Source organism: Elusimicrobiota bacterium (assembly GCA_016706425.1).
Lineage (GTDB): Bacteria > Elusimicrobiota > Elusimicrobia > FEN-1173 > FEN-1173 > JADJJR01.
On sequence record JADJJR010000001.1, the window covers coordinates 1,338,222 to 1,357,470 of the forward strand.

The following is a 19,249-nucleotide window of genomic DNA, read 5'->3' on the forward strand; positions in this document are numbered from 1 at the left end:
CCATGCCCTCCCTTTTGAATCGACGTCCGCCCGTGGTGTCACAACGCCGGGTGGACGTTCCCGTTTTGGACCCCGCCCGCGTGCCCGCGCACGTCGCCGTCATCATGGACGGCAACGGGCGGTGGGCTCAGCGGCGCGGGAAACCGCGTCTTTGGGGCCATCGGGCGGGGGCGGAGAGCGTGCGGGCGGTGGTGCGGGCCGCTGGCGACGCGGGCGTGAAGGTCCTCACGCTGTACGCGTTTTCGACTGAAAATTGGTCCCGCTCGGCGGGGGAGGTCAACGGGTTGATGGCCCTGTTGGTCGGCACGTTGCGGCGGGAAATCCGCCGCCTCGATGAGAACAACGTGCGGTTGCGCGCCATCGGGCGGCTGGACGGATTGCCCGCCGCCGTTCGGGCGGGCCTCAAAAAGGCCGTCGCCGTCCTGGAGGACAACACGGGTTTGGTGTTAACGTTGGCCCTCAATTACGGCGGCCGGCAGGAAATCGTCGACGCCGCCCAACGGGTCACGGCCGCGGGGGAGGCCATCACCGAGGAAAGCCTGGCCCGACGTCTTTACACGGCCGGGTTGCCCGATCCGGATTTGATGATCCGCACGTCCGGGGAGTACCGTTTGTCCAATTTCCTGTTGTGGCAGTCGGCCTACACCGAGCTGTACGTGACGCCCGTGTTGTGGCCCGATTTTCGGGAGGGCGAATTTTACGAAGCGTTGTTGGATTACCAAAAGCGCGAGCGCCGATTCGGCGGGGTTCAGTGATGGTGCTGCCGCGCGTTTTGACGGCGGTGGTGTTGGCTCCTTTGTTCCTGTGGCTCCTGTTTTTGGGCCAACTGCCCTTCGCCGCCTTCGTCTGGTTCCTGGCGGCCTTGGCGCTTTGGGAGTTCCACCGCATGGGGGAGCTCGGGGGGCACGCCACGCAGGGGGTGTGGGGCATCCTGGGGGGGCTCGTCGTGGTGACCGCCTTGACGTTCCCCGGCGTGCGTCCGGAGGCGCCCTGGCGCGCCCAGGCCCCGGCCTTCGCCACGATGGCCGTGACTTTTCTGTGGATGGCGCGGGAATTGGCGCGCCGCGACAAGGGCGTCTCCGTCCTTCGGCTCGCCATGTCGGCGGCGGGGCTTCTCTTTGTGGCGCTGCCTCTCGGTTTTTTGACGCTGTTGCGCGAACTGCGGGGCGATTCAGCCGAATTCTTTCATGTGGGGCGGGACGCCGCGGTGCTGCTCGTGGCTCTTATCTGGGCCCAGGACACGGCGGCCTGGGCCGTTGGCATGGCCTTCGGCCGCCACCGGCTGGCGCCGGCGGTGAGCCCTAAAAAATCCTGGGAGGGCGCGGCGGGCGGGCTGGTGGCCGCCGTGGCGGTTTCGCTCTTTTTGCGGGAAGCCTGGTTGCGGCCCTTGTTCGGCCGGGGGGAAGTGATCCTCTTGGCCGTGGTCCTGGGGGTCTTGGCCCAGGTGTCGGATTTGGCGGAGTCCCTTCTCAAGCGGTGTCTCGGGGTCAAGGATTCTTCGGCCCTGCTGCCCGGCCACGGCGGGGTTTTGGATCGGTTTGATTCGTTCCTTTTCACCGCACCGTTTTTTTACTACTACATGATCTCCCTGGGCAAAGGGGCATGACCAAACGATTGACCATTTTGGGGTCCACCGGCTCCATCGGCGTCAACGCGCTGGATGTGGTTCAACGTTTGAACCGCGCGACCCCGGGGGCCTTCCGGGTGCGCGGGCTGTCGGCCCACGGCAACGTCGATCGACTGAAGGATCAGGTCCGCGCGTTCCGGCCCGAAGAGGTGGTCCTGGGCCACGCCGCGTCGGCGGCTCATTTTGCGGACTGGGCGCGGGCCCGGAAAATCTCTTTGCGGGTGAGGTCCGGCGTCGAAGGGCTTGAAGCCCTGGCCGCCCGCCCCGGGACCGACCTGGTCTTGTCGGCTGTTGTGGGCGCGGTGGGGTTGACCCCCCTGTTGGCCGCCCTGCGGAGTGGAACCGATGTGGCCCTGGCCAACAAGGAAGCGCTCATCGTGGCGGGGGACCTTTTGATGGCCACCGCCCGCCGCGCGGGCGCGCGGATCCTGCCCGTGGACAGCGAACATTCGGCGATGTTTCAATGTCTGGGCGGACGTACGGGCCCCAGCGCGGGCGTTCGCCGGTTGATTCTGACGGCGTCGGGCGGGGCGTTTTATCGTCGAAACGGATCCCTCCGCAACGTGACGGTGGATGAGGCCCTGGCCCACCCGACCTGGAAAATGGGAAAAAAAATCACGGTGGACTCGGCCACCTTGACCAACAAAGGGTTGGAAGCCATCGAGGCGCATCATTTGTTCGGCGTGCCCCTGGACCGGATCCACATCGTGATCCACCCGCAATCCATCGTGCACTCGCTGGTGGAATTTGACGATGGGTCTTTGTTGGCGCAACTGTCGCATCCCGACATGCGGTTGCCGATTCAATACGCCCTGACCTTCCCGGAGCGTCGGCCCACCCCGGTGCGGCCGCTGGCTTTGGAGGAAATCCGGCGCTTGGATTTCGCGGAACCCGAATTTCGCCGGTTCCCGTGCCTGACGTTGGCTTTGGAATCGGGCCGGCGGGGCGGATTGCGACCGGCGGTTTTTAACGCCGCCAACGAAACCGCGGTCAAGGCTTTTCTGGAGGGGCGTGTGCGCTTCACGGCCATTCCCCGGGTGATCGATCGGACGCTTCGGGCCTGGGACAAAACCCCGGTCCAAGACGGACGGACCTTGGCGTCGATCCTCGCGGCCGACGCCTGGGGACGGGACGCCGCCCGCCGGATGATGGAAAAGGAGAAACCATGATTTCATTTATGATCGGTGCGTTGGGGGTGGTGTTCGCCTTCGGATTGGTGATTTTCGTTCACGAATTCGGCCACTTCATCGTGGCGAAAAAAACCGGCGTCAAGGTCGACCGGTTTGCCTTCGGCCTCGGCCCGGAAATGTTCGGCTTTCAGTGGGGGGAAACCCGTTATTGCGTGGCCTGGATCCCGCTCGGCGGTGAAGTGCGCATGGCCGGCGAAATGGAGCCCGGCGCCGAACCCAAGGCGGACCGGGACCCCCGCGAATTTTTCGCCAAGCCCTGGTACAAACGCGTCCCCATCGTTTTGGCGGGGCCGGCCATGAACTACGTCCTGGCGTTCGGCCTGTTCGCCCTGGTTTTCTTCGCCTACGGCAACCCGCGGTTGTCCACCGACCCTATGATCGGGGAATTGGCGGACGGTTTTCCCGCGCGGACGGCGGGCCTCGAACCGGGGGACCGCGTTGTCGCCGTCGACGGCGCCGGGGTGTCCACCTGGGCGAGCCTGGCGGAAAAAATCCACGCGAGCCCGGGAAAATCCCTCGCTTTGACCGTTGACCGCTCCGCCGGCGACGCGCGCCAGACCCTGACCATCGCGGTCATCCCGCGGCGCGATCCCGTGTCGGGCCGCGGGATGATCGGCGTCACTCCCACGACGGTTTTCGACCCGGTGGGGGCGGTCGAATCCCTCCGGTTGGGAGGTCAGCAGACGGTCTATTGGAGCCTGCACACCCTGGACTACTTGAAGGAGCGATTGTTGCGACGGGAAAAACCCGAACTCTCGGGCCCCGTGGGCATCGCGAGCGTGATCTCCAAATCGGCGCGCAGCGGTCTTCAAGACTACATCTTCCTGATCGCGATGATTTCCCTGGGGATCGGCCTCTTCAACCTCTTCCCGATTCCCATGCTCGACGGCGGCCATCTGATGTTTTTTCTCTACGAGGGGATTTTCCGCCGGCCCGCCGGCCGGCGGGTGGTGGTCGCGGCCAACATGGTCGGTCTGTCCGTCCTCCTCGGTATTCTGGTGTTCGCCACCTATTCCGACATTCAGCGCCTGCGCTCCGCCCGGAGCGAACCGACCCCCGTCGCGACGGGGGAGGCGAAATAATGCGCCAATCCCGAACGCTGTTGCCGACCCTGAAGGAGTTGCCCGCGGACGCGGACACGGCCTCCGCGCGGCTCATGTTGCGGTCGGGCATGATCCGCAAAGTGGCCGCGGGCCTCTTCGAATGGCTGCCCGTGGGGTTGCGCGCCCTGCGGAAGGTGGAGCGCATCGTGCGCGAGGAAATGAACCGCGCGGGGGGGCAGGAGGTCTGGTTGCCCGTGGTCCAGCCCAAGGATCTGTGGTCCGAATCCGGCCGGTGGCAGGTGTACGGCAGGGAAATGCTGCGATTCAAGGACCGCAAGGACACCGAATTCTGCCTCGCCCCGACGGCCGAAGAGGTGATCACCGATCTGGTGCGGCGGGAAATCCGCTCCTACCGGGAGTTGCCGTTGTTGTTGTATCAATTCGGCACCAAATTCCGGGATGAAATTCGCCCCCGGTTCGGGGTCATGCGCGCCCGCGAGTTTTACATGAAGGACGCCTACTCGTTTCACGCCGACGAAACCAGCGCCGAAGCGGTTTACAAAGACGTGTTCGAGGCCTACAAACGCGTTTTCACCCGTTGCGGGTTGAAATTCCGACCCGTGGAAGCCGACACCGGCGCCATCGGCGGCAATTTCTCCCACGAGTTTATGGTCTTGGCCGCCACCGGCGAGGAAACCATCGCTTCCTGCGAGGCCTGCGGGTACGCGGCGAACATCGAACGGGCGGAAGCCCGGCCCCCGGCCCCGGCGTCGGGGGAAACGCCCGCCCCGATCGAAGAAGTCGCCACTCCCGCCCTGGGCGCCGTGGCCGACCTGTCGGCTTTCCTCAAAGTCCCCGCGGACCGTTTCATCAAAACGGTGTTTTACGTGGCCGACGGGAAACCGGTGGTGGCCCTGGTGCGGGGGGATCTTGATTTGAACGAGCCCAAGCTCCAGCGCGCCCTCGGGGCCAAATTGATGTTCAAGGCGGGGGAGGACGTTTACCGTCAAACCGCCGGCTGCGCGCCGGGTTTCGCGGGGCCGGTGGGCCTGGTGGCGACCACGGTCGCTGATCCGAGCGTGATGGGGCTGGTGAACGCCGTGACCGGCGCCAACAAAACCGACACGCACCTAAAAAACGTTAACCCGGGCCGGGATTTCACCCCGGGTCGGGTGGCGGACATCCGAAACGTCCGGGAAAATGACCCTTGCCCAAAATGCAATCACCCGTTAAGCTTCCATAAGGGCATCGAGGTCGGCCACACGTTCAAACTGGGGACCAAATACTCTCAGGCCATGGACGCCGGGTTTTTAACGGAAAAAGGGGCCAAGACGCCGTTCATCATGGGTTGTTACGGCATCGGCGTGAGCCGGGTCGTGGCCGCGGCCATCGAGCAGTCGAACGACGAAAACGGCATCGTTTGGCCGGAGGCCCTGGCGCCCTACGACGCGGCGGTCCTGCCGCTCAACACACAGGAACCCCGGGTGATGGCGGTGGCCGAAGCGATCGAAAAAGCCTTGGAGGCCGAGGGGTGGGACGTCCTTCTGGACGACCGGGACCAACGGGCCGGGGTCAAATTTAAAGACGCGGACCTCCTGGGGCTTCCCTTCCGGGTGACGGTGGGGGAGAAAAAACTGGCCCTCGGGATGGTCGAGATCAAGCGGCGCGGGGCGGCTTCCGCCGAGGATGTGCCGATCGACCAAGCCGTGGCGCGGTTGCGGGAGATGCGAAAAGGCGGTGCGACGGGCCGCTGAGTCACAACGACATCACGAGGGGCGCGGCGAATGCCATTTGACGACACATTGTTCATCAAACGAAACGTCGACATCCTGTCCTTCTTCACGGAGGGCCAGATCCGCGCCATCACCCAGGACGCCGACCGGCAAGTGTTCAACAAAGGCCAAACCGTCGTGTTCCGCGGGGAAATCAACAGCAATTTCAATATTTTAAAGAGCGGTCGGGCCGAGGTGTCCGTGAAAAGCGGCGGGGACACCGTGATCCTGTCGACCCTGGGCCCGGGGGATTTCTTCGGGGAAATGTCGCTGTTGGAGTCCACCCCCGCCAACGCCACCATCCGCGCCGTGGAGGACGACACCGTCGTCCTCATGATCCCGCTGGACACCTTCCGCGCGTTTCTCCGTCAACACCCTTCCCTGGAGCTCGCGCTGCGCGAAAAAATGGCCGAGCGACGCCGTCAGAACGCCGCGGCCACCGCCCGTGCCAAACCCGGCGCCTCGCCGGCCGGCCAACCATGAAACGAATCGACCGCACCGACTTGGCGGTGGGGGTCTTGCTGACCGGAATCGCTGTGTTGTGCGCCCATTGGACCCCGGCTTTCACGGAAATCCCGGAATTGAAACTCTACGACTTGCGCCACAATTTGTTGCCCACGCCGGCCCCCGCCGAGAACATTCGTCTGGTGAAAATAGACGACGTGTCCATCCAGGCCGAGGGGCGCTGGCCGTGGCCCCGGAACAAGATCGCCGAGTTGGTTCGCCGCATCGAAGACGGGAAACCCCGGGTGATCGGGTTGGGAATCATCTTCACCGACCCGGATGAAAACCAGGGTTTGGCCGCCGTGCAGGAGTTGCGGCGGGACTTCGAAAAACTGGTGGATCGCCAGAAAAAAGCCTTTGACGCGTTGTTGTCCCGCGCGGAAAAAGATGTGCGCTACAAAAAATTGGTGCCGCGCCGATGGTTGGACCGGATGGCGGAGTTCGACGGCAGCCTGATGGCGGTGGAGGAAATGCTCGACGCCGACGCCCAACTGGCGGAAACCCTTCAGGACGCGCGGAATCTCGTTCAGCCCTTTTCTTTTGACGCCCTCAACCAAACGCTTCTGGACGAATCGCCGGACATCGCGGCCCGAATGAACGAACACGCCCTGTTGCAATCGCAAGTGACCGGGGACAAAAAAGACGCGGCCTTGACCGGGCACCGACCCAAAATCCCCCTGGCGGAATTCATTCGCGGGCCCCGGACGCTGGGTCATGTGCAAATCCTTCCCGACGCAGACGGGACCCTCCGCGCCGAGGCCGTGGTGATGCGTTACAACGGGCAATATTATCCCTCAATGGCGCTGGAAATGGCGCGTTCGGCTCTGCGCCTCAAGGACGCCGAGGTCCGCGTGGACCTTGGGAAATCCCTCCTCTTGGGAAAAACGGTTTTCCCTTTGGACGAGCGGAGTCGGCTGTTGGTCCGCTACCCGCCCACTTTTGAAGACGACAAGCACGCGGTGTCGGCCGTGGACGTCCTGCGCGATTCCGCGGGTTTTTCGAGACGGATATTCAAGGACAAAATCGTCCTGGTCGGTTTGACGGACCCCCTGCTGGCCCCGCGGTTCGCCACACCGGCCAGCCCGCTCTACCCGGTCACGGGCGTCATCCTCGCCGCGGTTCGCAGCTTGTTGGAGGGCACCCCCCTGCGGCGCCCCCCCTGGACTTCCGGGGTGGAAATGGGGGTCCTGGTTTTCATCGGGGTTTTCGTCATCTTCGGGCTTCCGCAGTTTCGGGCGCTCGGCGGGGCGGTCGCCACCTTGGTCCTCGTGCTGGCGATCGCCGGCGGCGGGGTTTACCTCTTTCTGAGTCGGGGGTGGTGGATCAAGATCTTCCTTCCCCTGGCCCTGCTGATCTTCACCTACGCCTTGCTTACGTTAAAGCGGTTCTTCTTCACCGAAAAACGCAAGGATCTGGTGGAAGCCCAGAGCGCGGAAACGAACCGCATGTTGGGGCTTTCGTTCCAGGGGCAAGGACTCCTGGACCTCGCTTTTGAAAAGTTTCAAAAATGCCCGGTGGACCCGGAGATGCAGGGCGTTCTTTACAACCTGGGATTGGATTTCGAACGCAAGCGGCAATTCACCAAGGCCCTCGTGGTGTACGAGCACATCGCCAAGGCGAACCCGAATTTCAAGGACGTGAAGAACAAAATCAAAACCGCGAAACAGGCGGGCGAAGGGCTCCTGGCCGCGGCGTCCCTCAAATCCAAACCCGGCGGCACCGTGGTGTTGGGGGCCGGGGACGTTAAGCCGACCCTGGGTCGCTACGAAATTCAAAAGGAACTCGGCCGCGGGGCCATGGGCATCGTTTACCTGGGAAAAGACCCCAAAATCAACCGGCCGGTGGCCATCAAAACACTGCGCTTCGAAGACGACCTGGACGCTGAAACGAGCAAAATGTTTCGGGAACGGTTTTTCCGCGAGGCCGAGTCCGCCGGCACGCTCAATCATCCCAACATTGTGCGGATTTACGACGCGGGGGAAGACGGCGAAATCTCCTACATCGCCATGGAACTCTTGGAGGGGGAGGATTTTAAAAAATGCGTGGAGAAAGCGAACCTCCTTTCCCTGCCCCGGGTCCACGAAGACGTGGCCCTCATCGCCGACGCGCTCGACTACGCCCACGCCAACGGGGTCGTCCACCGCGACATCAAACCCGCCAACGTCATGCGGTTGAACGACGGGACCTTGCGGGTGACGGATTTCGGCATCGCGCGGTTGAGCGGCTCCTCCAAAACGGCCACCGGCACGGTGCTGGGCACGCCCAGTTACATGTCGCCCGAACAACTGTCGGGGAAAAAAGTGGACGGGCGGTCGGACCTCTTTTCATTGGGGGTCATGCTCTACGAAATGTTGGTGGGCGAAAAACCGTTCGAGGGGGAAAATATCGCGACGTTGTTGTTTAAAATCGCCAGCGAAGAGCCGCCCGACGCCCGTTTAAAGCGGCCGGACCGCGTGACCCCGGCCCTCTGGGCGGTGTTGACGCGCGCCATGGCCAAAGACCCGGATCTGCGGTATCAACGCGGGGCGGACATGGCGAGCGACTTGCGGGCAGCGCTGAAAACTCCGGACGCGCCGCCCCCGAACAGCCGGGCGCCCCAAAATCCGGCGAACGAGAGCGGACGTTCGGCCCTGGAACGCACCCTCTCGGAGAGAAACCCCGGCTCTGTCCCGGAGGCCCATCAATGACCTTGGCCCTGCACGGCGTCACCGACGTTGGCCGCGTCCGGCGCAACAATCAGGACGCCTACGGGATCGACGCCGCCCACGGGCTGATTGTGGTGGCCGACGGCATGGGCGGGCACGCGGCGGGCGAGGTGGCCAGCCGACTGGCGGTGGACACCGTGGTGGCGGAGGTGACGCGCGGCTTGGACAGCGGGAAGATCCCCTGGGAAGGGGAGGCGCCCCTTCATTTGACCGAATGGCAGCGGCTTTTGATATCCTCCATCCGAATCGCGAATCAAATGATTTTTAGTTCCGCCCAAGAAAACCCCGACCAAAAGGGCATGGGCACGACCATCGTGGCCGCTTTGTTCCACGGCGGGCGCGTGACGGTGGCCAACGTCGGGGACAGTCGGTTGTACCTCTGGCGGGGGGAACGCTTGTCGCAATGGACGCGGGATCATTCGTTCGTGGCGGAGCAGGTGGAGCGCGGCCTCCTGACCCCCGCCGAGGCCGCGACGGCCGCGAACCAAAACATTTTGACCCGCGCCCTCGGCACCGGCGCGGAGGTCGACGTGGACACGCAGGAACGGAAGGTGGATGGGGCGGATGTGTTCCTTTTGTGCACGGACGGTTTGACCCGCATGGTGCCGGACGCGGACATCGCGGCCACGCTGCGGGACACGGCGGACGCGGCCGGGATGTGCGAACGGCTGGTGAAAGCCGCGGTGGAGCGGGGCGGTCGGGACAACGTGACGGTGGCCGCCGCGCGGGTCACCGGGTCGCAGTGGTGGGAGCGGTGGAAAAATTGTTGGAGTCAGCGACGGACGAGGCGACAACCATGACCAAACTTGTTCTCAAATACAACGGAGCCGTGGTGAAGGAATTGACGGTGGAAAAAGACGCGGTGGCGATCGGCCGACACCCCGACAGCGACTTGGTCATCGACAACCCGGCGGTTTCGGGCCGCCACTGCCGCGTGGTGAAGGAAAACGGGGCTTTTTTTATCGAAGACCTCGACAGCACCAACGGGACTTTCCTGCGCGGATTGGAAATCACCAAGGCCCCCCTGCGCCATCAGGACGAATTCGCGGTGGCCAAACACACGGTTTTGTTCCTGGACGCCGACGCCCCGGCCGCGCCGCCGGTCCCCGCGCCGGTGTCCACCGACGCCACGGTGATCATGACGGCGCCCCCGGCCGTGCCGGCCCCCGCGCCGCAAGCGGCGGGGCGCGTCGGTTGCGTGAAGATTTTGATGGGGGGCGACCCGGGGGAAAAACCGATTCCTTTGACCGCGTTCATCACCTACATCGGGAAGTCCTCCCAGGCTCAAATCAAACTCAAGGGGATGTTTCAGCCCGATCTGGCGGCCTGCGTTTCCAAAAAACCCGACGGTTTTTATTTGACCGCCCTGAAAGACAAAACGGTGAAGCTGAACGGCAACCCACTGATGGACCAGGCCCAGGTGCCCCTGCAAGAGGGGGATCTGATTGATGTCGGGCCGCTTAAAATGGCTTATATATTGATGGAATTGGGGTAGACCGAATATTGCCGCACGCGTAATAATTTTGTAAGGTAGTCAAAGAAAGTGGCCGAATCCGGGCCACTTTTTTTGTTTGTTGGGAGACAAAATGGGTGTGGCCGAGGACATCGAAGCCCGCGCCTTGCCGCTGTTGCGGGAAGCGGGGATCGAATTGGTGGAACTCCAGTACCGCCGGGAAGGCGCCGGTTGGGTGTTGCGGTTTGTCCTGGACAAGAGCGGCGGCATCGGCCTGTCCGATTGCGCCGAATGGAGTCACCGCCTGGGCGAATGGGTCGAAGGCTCGGGCCTCATCGTCCACGACTACAACCTGGAGGTCTCCTCCCCGGGGCTCAACAGGCCCCTCAAAAAGCGGGAGGACTTCGAGCGGTTCGCCGGCATCGAGGCCATCGTGAAAACCTTCGCGCCGATCAACAACCAGCGCAATTTTCACGGGCGGATCGAAAAGATCGAAGGCGAAGATTTGATTTTGTTGGATCGAACCAACGGCTTGGTCCGGGTGCCCCTGGCGGGCATCGCTTCGGCGAAACTGGACCCGCCGATCACCCTAGACGACAGAACGAAGGGGAACTGACGTGAGCAAGAGCGAATTGATTTCGGCGTTGGAGCAAATCGAGAAGGACCAGGGCATCCCCAAGGAGGAGATCCTCCACATGGTGGAACAGGCCCTGGTGTCGGCCTATCGGAAAACAGTGGGCCAACAGGTCAACGTGACCGCCTCCATCGACGCCAACTCCGGGCAAATCCAGGCGTTCGTGGTGAAGGCGATCGTGGAGACCGTGGCGAACCCCGCCGTGGAAATCACCGCCGCCGACGCCAACCGTTTGCGCAACGCGGTGGTCACCGAAACGGAGGTCCGCATTCCCGTCGAGGCCCAGGACTTCGCGCGCATTGCCGCCCAAACCGCCAAGCAGGTTTTGATCCAGAAAGTGCGCGAAACGCAGCGCGAGGGTCTCTACACCGAATACAAACCCAAAGAAGGCACGCTGATCAACGGCACCGTTTTGCGGTTTTTGAGCCGCAACATCGTTGTCGACATGGGCCGGGGCGGCGAAGCCATCATCCCCATGCGCGAGCAAGTGCGGCGGGAGCATTGGATGGTGGGCGACCGCGTGCGCGCCTTGATTTTGAAAGTGGACCGCGGTCCCCGTGGTCCGGAGATCTTGTTGTCGCGCGCGCACCCCGATTTCGTCAAACGCCTGTTTGAACAGGAAGTTCCGGAAATTTACGAAAAAACCGTCGAAGTCGTGAGCGTGGTCCGCGAGCCCGGTTTCCGATCGAAAGTTGTGGTCCGCAGCAACAACCCCAAAGTCGATCCCATCGGCGCCTGTGTGGGCGTGAAGGGGTCTCGGGTGCGGCCGATCATCAACGAGCTCCAGGGGGAACGCATCGACCTGGTGGGGCACGCGCTCGACGCCGCCACCTTCATCGGCAACGCGATGTCGCCGGTGAAGCCGCTCATGGTGAAAATTTTGAGTCACGAAGACAAACGGGCCGAGGTGTTGGTGGCCGACGACCAGCTGGCCTTGGCCATCGGCAAATCCGGTCAAAACGTGCGTTTGGCGAACAAACTGACCGGTTGGAACTTGGACGTCCGATCCGAAGGCCAGGCGCGGACGACCTCCCAGGCCGACGCGTTGACCTCGGTCGAAGACCCGTCCCGGCTGGACGGCGTCGCGCCGAAGACGGCCGAAATTTTGCACCAGAACGGTTGGGACAACATTGACCGCTTGGCCACCGCCCGGGTGGACGAATTGACCGCCCTGGAAGGGATCAGCGAAAAAGCGGCCGAACACGTGATCGAAGCCGCTAAAATCCAGATGGCGAAACGGGCCCTCAAAGCCATTTCGGCCCCGGCCCCAACCGAAGAGCCGACGGAGGCCGCCCCCGCGGCGCCCGTCGTCGAAGAGACCCCCGCGGACCAAGAAACACCCGCGGAAACGGACACCACAACCCCATGACCGACGCCAAAAAGAAATCCGCTCCCAAGACCGCCAAAAAAGCCGCCGCCGTGAAGACGCCGGTGGAAAAGAAAAAGGCCCCGGCGAAAAACGCCACGGCCAAAGAGGCGGTCAAGGCGAAGAAGGCGCCGAAAAAAGAAGGGGACACGGCCGCCAAAACGCGTGCGCTGCGAAAAAAACCCGAAGCCCCCATCGTCGCGGCCCCCGCGGCCCCCCTTTCCGTTCCGGTCGCCGCCCCGGTGGCCGCCACGAAACCGTCGCCCGTTGCGGCGCCGGTTCCCGCGGCCAAACCCGCGGGGCCCTCGCCGACGCCGGCCGCTCCCGTCTTTAAGCCGGTGGAAAACCGCCCGGCGGCCGCCGCGCCCGTTGCGGCGCCGACCGTCGTCCGCCCGCTAGCGGAACCCAAACCCGCGGCCCCGGTTCGGCCTGTTCCCGAGGCCCGGCCGGCGGCACCCCGAATCAAGATTGAAATCAACGAAACGATCACCGTCAAGGAATTGACGGAAAAACTGAACGCCAAACTGCCCGATGTGATCAAAAAACTGATGGGACTCGGGGTGATGGCCAATTTAAACCAACGGCTCGACACCGACACCGCGGTTTTGGTGGCGGACGCTTTCAATGTCGACGTGAACGTGAAATCCGTCCTGACCGACGAAGCTCTGACAACCCCGGAGGACCCGGGGGCCCTCCGGCCGCGCCCGCCGGTGGTGACCGTGATGGGCCACGTCGATCACGGCAAAACCTCCTTGCTGGACGCCATCCGCTCGGCGCGCGTCGCCGAAAAAGAGGCCGGCGGAATCACTCAACACATCGGCGCCTACCAGGTCAAAACCGATCGCGGGGTCGTCACGTTCCTTGACACCCCCGGTCACGAGGCCTTCACCGCCATGCGCGCCCGGGGCGCGAAGGCGACGGACCTCGTCATTCTGGTGGTCGCGGCGGACGACGGCGTCATGCCGCAGACCGTGGAAGCCATCGATCACGCGCGGGCGGCCGACGTGCCGATCGTCGTGGCCATCAACAAGTGCGACTTGCCCCAGGCCAACGCCCAACGCATTAAGCAGGAACTGGCCAACCTCAACCTGGCCCCCGAGGATTGGGGGGGGAAGACCGTGATGGTGGAAGTCTCGGCGCGGCAAAAAACGAACATCGACAAACTTTTGGAAATGGTGGCGCTCGAGGCGGAGTTGCTGGAGCTGAAAGCCAACCCCGACCGCGCGGCCCAGGGTGTGGTGGTGGAGGCGCGTTTGGACCCCCGCCGCGGACCGGTGGCCACCGTCCTGATTCAAAAGGGCACGCTCAAATTGGGCGACGCGTTCGTCTGCGGCGTCCATTCCGGCAAAATTCGGGCCTTGACCAACGATCGGGGCGAGCGGGTGAAAGAGGCCCCGCCGTCATTCCCGGTGGAAATCATGGGCTTGGCCGGCACGCCCAAGGCCGGCGACACCCTGGTGGTCCTGCCGACCGAACGCGAGGCCCGGGAAATCGCGGAGCGTCGCCAAGGCCTGGCCGACGCCGAATCGAAAAGGGCGCGGCAACACCTGACCCTCGAGGCGTTCCACCATGAAGCCACGGCGGGCAAGGTGCGCGCTTTGCCCATCGTCCTCAAGGCCGACGTGCAGGGGTCGCTGGAGGCCATTCGGGAATCCCTGCAAAAACTGGGCAACAACGAAATTTCCGTCCGCGTCATCCACGCGGGCGTGGGGGGCATCAACAATTCCGACGTCGTGTTGGCGGACGCTTCCGACGCGATCATCCTCGGATTCAACGTCCGCCCCGACCCGACCTCCGAATCGCTGGCCCAGCGCGACGGCGTGGAAATCAAAACCTATCGCATCATTTACGATATGGTCAACGACGTGAAGGCCGCCCTCGAAGGTCTTTTGGAGCCCGAGGAAAAGGAAGTCACGGTCGGGTGGGCCGAGGTTCGGAAAGTCTTCTCCGCCCCCAAGGTGGGGTTTGTCGCGGGGTGCATGGTCACCGACGGCAAGGCCATGCGCACCGGCAAGGCGCGGCTGATCCGCAACGGCGCCATCGTGTTCGAAGGGGCGCTCGGCAGCTTGAAACGCTTCAAGGACGACGTGCGCGACGTGGAAAAGGGGTACGAGTGCGGCCTGACGCTGGCCAATTTCCAGGACATCAAAACCGGGGATCGGCTGGAATTTTTCACCATCGAAAAACAAGCCCGAAAGTTGTAAAACCCCTCCCATGATCTCCCGACGCTTGGAGCGCGTGAACGAGTTGTTGCTCCGGGAAATTGCCAATTTCGTCCTCGAAAACCAACCCCCGGACACCGGCCTCCTGACTTTCACCTCCGTGAAAACCACCGACGATTTGATGTCGGCCCGGGTCTTCTACTCGGTGCTCGGCTCGGACGCCGAAAAAACCCGCGCCGCCGAAGCCTTGAACGGCATGAAATACGATCTCACCCGCTCCATGCGGCGTCTGGAAAGCCTGCGGCGCATTCCCGTCCTGGAATTCGTCTGGGACGAAACACCCGAACGCGCCGCGCGCATCAACGAATTGATCCAGCGGATTCACACCGAAGAACCCCCGCCCCCCGCGCCCCGCCGGCGCAAACGCCCGGAGGGGCAGTGACCCTTCCCGGCGAGAGGCTGTCGTTGTTTTATCGCCGGGAACTGGCCCGTTTCGCGCGCCTGTTGCGCACCGGGCGCACGTTTTTCCTCACCGGACACGAAAACCCCGACGGCGACACCGTCGGGTCCGAGATCGCCCTGGCGTCCTATTTGCGCGGCCGGGGCAAATCCGTCGTCGTGGGCAACGCCTCGCCGGTCCCTTCCTATTGTCATTTTTTAAAAGGCATTCGGCGGATCGGCAGCGCCAAACGCTTCGGCGGCCGTTACGACGCGGCGATCGTTTTTGAGTGCTCGGGCCCGGAGCGGACGGGCCATGTCCTGGATTTCAAGCGCCAGGCCCGCGCGGTGGTGAACGTGGACCACCACGCCCACCACGCCCTTTACGGCGACATCAACCTGATCGACGTGGACGCCTCCTCGAATTCGGAGCAACTGATCCGGGTGTTCGACGCGCTGAAACATCGCTTGACCGTCACCGAGGCGACGGCCCTTTACCTGGGCTTGGTGACCGACACGGGGCGATTCCAGCAGGAGAACACCCGCGTGGGCAGCCACACGGCCGCCGCTCGCCTTTTGGCGGCGGGGGTGGACGTGGCCGAGGTGCACCGCCACGTTTACGCCACGCGCAGCCCGGCCGCCATGCGGCTCATGGGCCGGGCCCTTTCCGGCGCGCGGTTGGCGGCCGGGGGGCGTGTCACCGTGTTGCGCTTGACGCGCCGCGATTTCGAAGAAACGGGGGCGGACCCCTCGGAAGTCGAAGACATTCCCAACATGGGCCTTTTGCCCCCGACGTCCTGGGTGTCGCTTTTCCTGCGCGACACGGAGGAACGGGGCAAGGTGAAAATCAGCCTGCGGGGGAAAAGCCGGGTGGACCTGTGCCGGTTGGCGGTCTCTCTGGGCGGCGGCGGACACAAAAACGCGGCCGGGGCGGTCTTGCCGGGGGGGATCGACGCGGTGGAGAAAAAACTTTTGAGTGTCCTGTCCCGGGCCCTGGGGAAGCGATGAATCGGCCCGTTTTGTCCCGAAAAGTGATTTCGGGTTTGTTCTTGATCGACAAACCCAAGGGGCCCACCTCCCACGACGCCGTGCTTTGGGCACGTCGGGTGTTGGACACGGGGGACGTGGGCCACTGCGGGTCCCTCGACCCCATGGCGACGGGTCTGTTGCTTTTGGTGGTGGGGGAAGCGCGATCGCTTCAGAATCTTTACATGACCGAACGTAAGACCTACGCCGGTGTGATCCGCCTGGGCGCGGTCACCACCACGGACGATTTGGACGGGGCGCCGTTGCCCCGGGTGTTCGCGAAAAAAGTCGAGGAAGTGAGCGAGGCCGAGGTCCGGGCCGCCCTGGCCCGTTTCGTTGGTCCCCTCCGCCAGGAGGTCCCCACCTACTCGGCCGTCAAGTGGAAAGGCAAACCCCTTTACCATTGGGCGCGCAAAGGAGTGCCCGTGGAGCGGCCCGTCAAAGAGGTGGCCGTGCACGCCCTGTCTTTGCTTTCCTACACATCCCCGGACGCGGCGTTCCGGGTGGACTGCTCCAAGGGGTTCTACGTCCGCGCGCTGGCGCGGGATCTGGGCGAAGCCCTCGGCGTCGGCGGCACCCTGGCGGAGCTGCGCCGCGAAACCATCGGGCCCCACCGCGTCGAAAACGCCTACCCCTGGCGGGACCGGGCGGAGCTGGACCCGGCGGCCTTCGAACGGTCTTTCATCCCCATCGAAAAACTTTCCGCGTGAAACCCGTTGTTCTCACCCTGGGCACCTTCGACGGCGTCCACCGCGGCCACCAGGCCCTCCTGGCCCGGGCGCGCCAACGCGCCCACGCTTTGAAGGGCGAGGTTTTGGCGGTCGCCTTCGAAAGGCCCCCGCGCGTCTTTTTCCGGCCGGACACGGTCGTCCCCGGTTTAACGACCCCGACCGAGAAGGAAGAATGGCTTCGGCGGTACGGGGCGGACCGGGTGGAACACCTTCGGTTCGGGCCCGCGCTTGCCCGCCGCTCCGCGCGCGAATTCCTCGAGAGGGACATCCTGCGGCGCTGGAAGGCGCGGGAGGTCGTGGTCGGCTTCAATTTCTTTTTTGGCCGGGGCCGCGAAGGGCACCCCGGGTGTCTGAAAAAGGAAGGGCCCCCTCGGGGGCTGCGGGTGCACGCGGTGCCGGCTCTTCTGGACCGGGGGGAGACCGTTTCTTCGGGGAGAATTCGCGCCCGGCTCGCCGTCGGGGATTTGGCCGCCGCGCACCGCGCCCTGGGGCATCCCTACACGCTCGTGGCGGACGTGCAACGGGGCCGGGGCTTGGGGCGTCGGTTGGGCTACCCCACGGCCAACTTGAAAGTCGACCGTGAGAAATTGTTGCCGCCGGGCGTCTACGCCGTGCGCGTGGACGTGCCCAACGGGGTGCGGCGGGGGGGCGTTTTGAACGTCGGAACCCGTCCCACCGTGTCGAAGCGGGGCCGCCCCGTCGCCGAAGTGCACATCCTCGATTACACCGGGCGACTGACGGGACGACGCCTGCGGTTGGAGTGGGTGGCGTTTTTGCGCCCCGAGAAACGTTTCGCCTCCCTCGCGGCGTTGCGCGCCCAAATCGCCCGGGACGAAGCCCGCGCCCGCCGGTTGCTTTTCGCCTGAAATTCGTTATCCTTAAAACATGACACTTCAACTCAAAGCCCTGTGGGGCCTCACGGCGGCGGTCTTCGTTTGGTCCGCCGCGGACCCGAAGGACGGTTTGACCTGGGTCATGGAAGTCGCCCCGGCGGTTGTCGGCGCGGCCGTCCTGTTCGCCCTGCGGCGGCGGTTTTCTTTGACGCCCCTGGCCCAGGCCTGGGTCGCCCTCCACATGATGGTGTTGATGGTCGGCGGCCATTACACCTACGCCGAGGTCCCCGTTTTCGACTGGGTCCGCGACGTTTTCCATTTCAAAAGAAACCACTACGACCGGGTGGGCCATTTTTTTCAGGGGTTGGTGCCGGCGCTGCTGTGCCGCGAGATCCTCCGGCGGCGGGGCGTCCTGGCCCGGCGGGCCTGGTTGCCCTTTGTCGTGGTTTCCTTTGCCCTGGCTTTGAGCGCCGTTTACGAGCTGATCGAGTGGGCGGCCGCTCTGGTGATGGGGCAGGGGGCCGACGCGTTCCTCGGCACCCAGGGGGATCCCTGGGACACCCAGACCGACATGTTCCTGGCGGGCATCGGGGCGGCGGCGTCTTTGGTGTTTTTGAGTCGGACCCACGACCGGCAACTGGCGGAGGTCGCGCGTGGCGCGTAATTCGATTGTGGCGGTGTTGGTTCTGGCGGCCTGGAGCGTGGCCCGGGGCGCCGTGGAAAAAAAGGAGGATGTCTCGGTTTTTGCCTCCGGCGCCCCCGTGCTGTCGGCTCATTTCCGCTTGCGTCACGAAGACCGGATGGCCCCCGCGGGGGTGGTTTACATGCTCGAAAACCTCCACGCCCGTTTGTCCCTGGACCTGGGCCTGTTCCAGGCGGCGGCCCCCGGCCGCGTCTTGGACGTTTACCTCTACGCCAGCTCGACGAGTTACCAAAACCGCGCGGCGCCGTCTCCCTGGGCGGCGGCCCACATCCGCGGCGACGCCATTTACGGGTACGACAGCCCGGCGTTTCAACAGACCTTGGCCCACGAGTTGGGGCACCATTTCTTTGGGGGCTATTTTCTTCTCAAATCCACCGCGCCGCCCCTGTGGCTGAACGAGGGCGTGGCGCAGATGATGGAATGGGAATACGGAATGGAAAAACAATCCGGCGAGTCGGACCTTTGGTTGAGCCGGGAGGGACCGATTCCTTTCGACGCTTTTTTGAAATTCACCTACCGCGACGGGACCGCCGACGCGGCCGAAGGGGAGGACGTCACGAAGTGGTACCGGCAGGCCATGAGCGTGACGCGCTATTTGATGCGGGAGTTTCCGCCGGTGCTGTTCCTTCGCTTCTGCGAGAATTTGCGGGCGGGGAAAAACCTGGACGCGGCGCTCGCCGCCGGTTACGGGGCGGGTTTGCCCGACGCGGCCGCCCTCGAGCGGCTGTGGCGGGCGTCCCTCGGAAAAAATAATAATTGACCGCGAAGGCGATTTCTGTTATGATCCCGCCCGATGATTACTAAAGAACGCAAACACACGATCGTTGCGAAGTTCGGCGTGACCCCCCGCGACACGGGGCGGCCCGCCGTGCAAATCGCGCTCCTGACCGAGCGGATCAACGGCTTGATGGACCACTTCCGAAAATCCCCCAAGGACCACGCGTCCCGCCGGGGTCTTTTGTTGATGGTCGGTCAGCGCCGTCGGCTTTTGGCCCATTTGCGCGACAACGAACCCAAACGATACGTGGATATTTTAAAAGAGCTTAACCTCAGAAAGTAGCG

Annotated in this window: 19 protein-coding genes; all 19 read left to right on the forward strand. The window is 63.9% G+C overall.

Going from position 1 to position 19,249, the window contains the following annotated elements; genetic code table 11:
- The first annotated feature begins 2 nt into the window (after positions 1-2).
- The 19 genes from IPI56_05365 (at position 3) to rpsO (ending at position 19,247) form a co-directional block, all read left to right on the forward strand.
- Entirely contained in the window at positions 3-755 is a 753-nt protein-coding gene (locus IPI56_05365; protein ID MBK7545164.1) for an isoprenyl transferase, read from the forward strand.
- On the forward strand, positions 755-1,606 hold the full coding sequence (locus IPI56_05370; protein MBK7545165.1) for a phosphatidate cytidylyltransferase: 852 nt from the start codon (positions 755-757) through the stop codon (positions 1,604-1,606). Before IPI56_05365 ends, IPI56_05370 begins: the two co-directional genes overlap by 1 nt.
- Positions 1,603-2,796, forward strand: a complete 1,194-nt coding sequence (locus IPI56_05375; protein MBK7545166.1) for a 1-deoxy-D-xylulose-5-phosphate reductoisomerase — start codon at positions 1,603-1,605, stop codon at positions 2,794-2,796. Before IPI56_05370 ends, IPI56_05375 begins: the two co-directional genes overlap by 4 nt.
- Positions 2,793-3,899 carry an RIP metalloprotease gene (locus tag IPI56_05380; GenBank protein ID MBK7545167.1) on the forward strand — a complete coding sequence of 369 codons (1,107 nt, stop codon included), beginning with the start codon at positions 2,793-2,795 and terminating at the stop codon, positions 3,897-3,899. Before IPI56_05375 ends, IPI56_05380 begins: the two co-directional genes overlap by 4 nt.
- The gene (locus IPI56_05385) at positions 3,899-5,614 is read left to right on the forward strand and encodes a proline--tRNA ligase (protein ID MBK7545168.1); all 1,716 of its coding nucleotides are present in this window, start codon (positions 3,899-3,901) and stop codon (positions 5,612-5,614) included. The genes IPI56_05380 and IPI56_05385 overlap by 1 nt, the downstream gene beginning before the upstream one ends.
- 30 nt (positions 5,615-5,644) lie before the next feature.
- Positions 5,645-6,115 (forward strand): cyclic nucleotide-binding domain-containing protein, encoded by a 471-nt coding sequence (locus IPI56_05390; GenBank protein ID MBK7545169.1) that lies wholly within the window; start codon positions 5,645-5,647, stop codon positions 6,113-6,115.
- Positions 6,112-8,823 (forward strand): CHASE2 domain-containing protein, encoded by a 2,712-nt coding sequence (locus IPI56_05395; GenBank protein MBK7545170.1) that lies wholly within the window; start codon positions 6,112-6,114, stop codon positions 8,821-8,823. The genes IPI56_05390 and IPI56_05395 overlap by 4 nt, the downstream gene beginning before the upstream one ends.
- Complete coding sequence (locus IPI56_05400) at positions 8,820-9,641, forward strand: Stp1/IreP family PP2C-type Ser/Thr phosphatase (protein MBK7545171.1); 822 nt, start codon at positions 8,820-8,822, stop codon at positions 9,639-9,641. The genes IPI56_05395 and IPI56_05400 overlap by 4 nt, the downstream gene beginning before the upstream one ends.
- Complete coding sequence (locus IPI56_05405) at positions 9,638-10,336, forward strand: FHA domain-containing protein (GenBank protein MBK7545172.1); 699 nt, start codon at positions 9,638-9,640, stop codon at positions 10,334-10,336. The genes IPI56_05400 and IPI56_05405 overlap by 4 nt, the downstream gene beginning before the upstream one ends.
- A gap of 91 nt (positions 10,337-10,427) precedes the next feature.
- Positions 10,428-10,910 carry a ribosome maturation factor RimP gene (locus IPI56_05410; GenBank protein MBK7545173.1) on the forward strand — a complete coding sequence of 161 codons (483 nt, stop codon included), beginning with the start codon at positions 10,428-10,430 and terminating at the stop codon, positions 10,908-10,910.
- 1 nt (position 10,911) lies between these two features.
- On the forward strand, positions 10,912-12,297 hold the full coding sequence (gene nusA / locus IPI56_05415; GenBank protein MBK7545174.1) for a transcription termination/antitermination protein NusA: 1,386 nt from the start codon (positions 10,912-10,914) through the stop codon (positions 12,295-12,297).
- Entirely contained in the window at positions 12,294-14,498 is a 2,205-nt protein-coding gene (gene infB, locus IPI56_05420) for a translation initiation factor IF-2 (GenBank protein ID MBK7545175.1), read from the forward strand. The genes nusA and infB overlap by 4 nt, the downstream gene beginning before the upstream one ends.
- 10 nt (positions 14,499-14,508) lie before the next feature.
- A complete protein-coding gene (gene rbfA, locus IPI56_05425) occupies positions 14,509-14,898 on the forward strand; it encodes a 30S ribosome-binding factor RbfA (GenBank protein MBK7545176.1) in 390 nt (129 codons plus the stop codon).
- Entirely contained in the window at positions 14,895-15,902 is a 1,008-nt protein-coding gene (locus IPI56_05430) for a bifunctional oligoribonuclease/PAP phosphatase NrnA (GenBank protein ID MBK7545177.1), read from the forward strand. The genes rbfA and IPI56_05430 overlap by 4 nt, the downstream gene beginning before the upstream one ends.
- The gene (gene truB, locus IPI56_05435) at positions 15,899-16,630 is read left to right on the forward strand and encodes a tRNA pseudouridine(55) synthase TruB (GenBank protein MBK7545178.1); all 732 of its coding nucleotides are present in this window, start codon (positions 15,899-15,901) and stop codon (positions 16,628-16,630) included. Before IPI56_05430 ends, truB begins: the two co-directional genes overlap by 4 nt.
- Positions 16,627-17,517, forward strand: coding sequence for a riboflavin biosynthesis protein RibF (gene ribF, locus IPI56_05440; protein ID MBK7545179.1), 891 nt, complete (start codon positions 16,627-16,629; stop codon positions 17,515-17,517). The genes truB and ribF overlap by 4 nt, the downstream gene beginning before the upstream one ends.
- A gap of 19 nt (positions 17,518-17,536) precedes the next feature.
- Positions 17,537-18,148: a DUF2238 domain-containing protein gene (locus tag IPI56_05445; protein MBK7545180.1), complete on the forward strand. Its 612-nt coding sequence runs from the start codon at positions 17,537-17,539 to the stop codon at positions 18,146-18,148.
- A complete protein-coding gene (locus tag IPI56_05450; GenBank protein MBK7545181.1) occupies positions 18,138-18,947 on the forward strand; it encodes a hypothetical protein in 810 nt (269 codons plus the stop codon). Before IPI56_05445 ends, IPI56_05450 begins: the two co-directional genes overlap by 11 nt.
- A 33-nt stretch (positions 18,948-18,980) precedes the next feature.
- Entirely contained in the window at positions 18,981-19,247 is a 267-nt protein-coding gene (rpsO, locus tag IPI56_05455; protein ID MBK7545182.1) for a 30S ribosomal protein S15, read from the forward strand.
- Positions 19,248-19,249 lie beyond the last annotated feature (2 nt).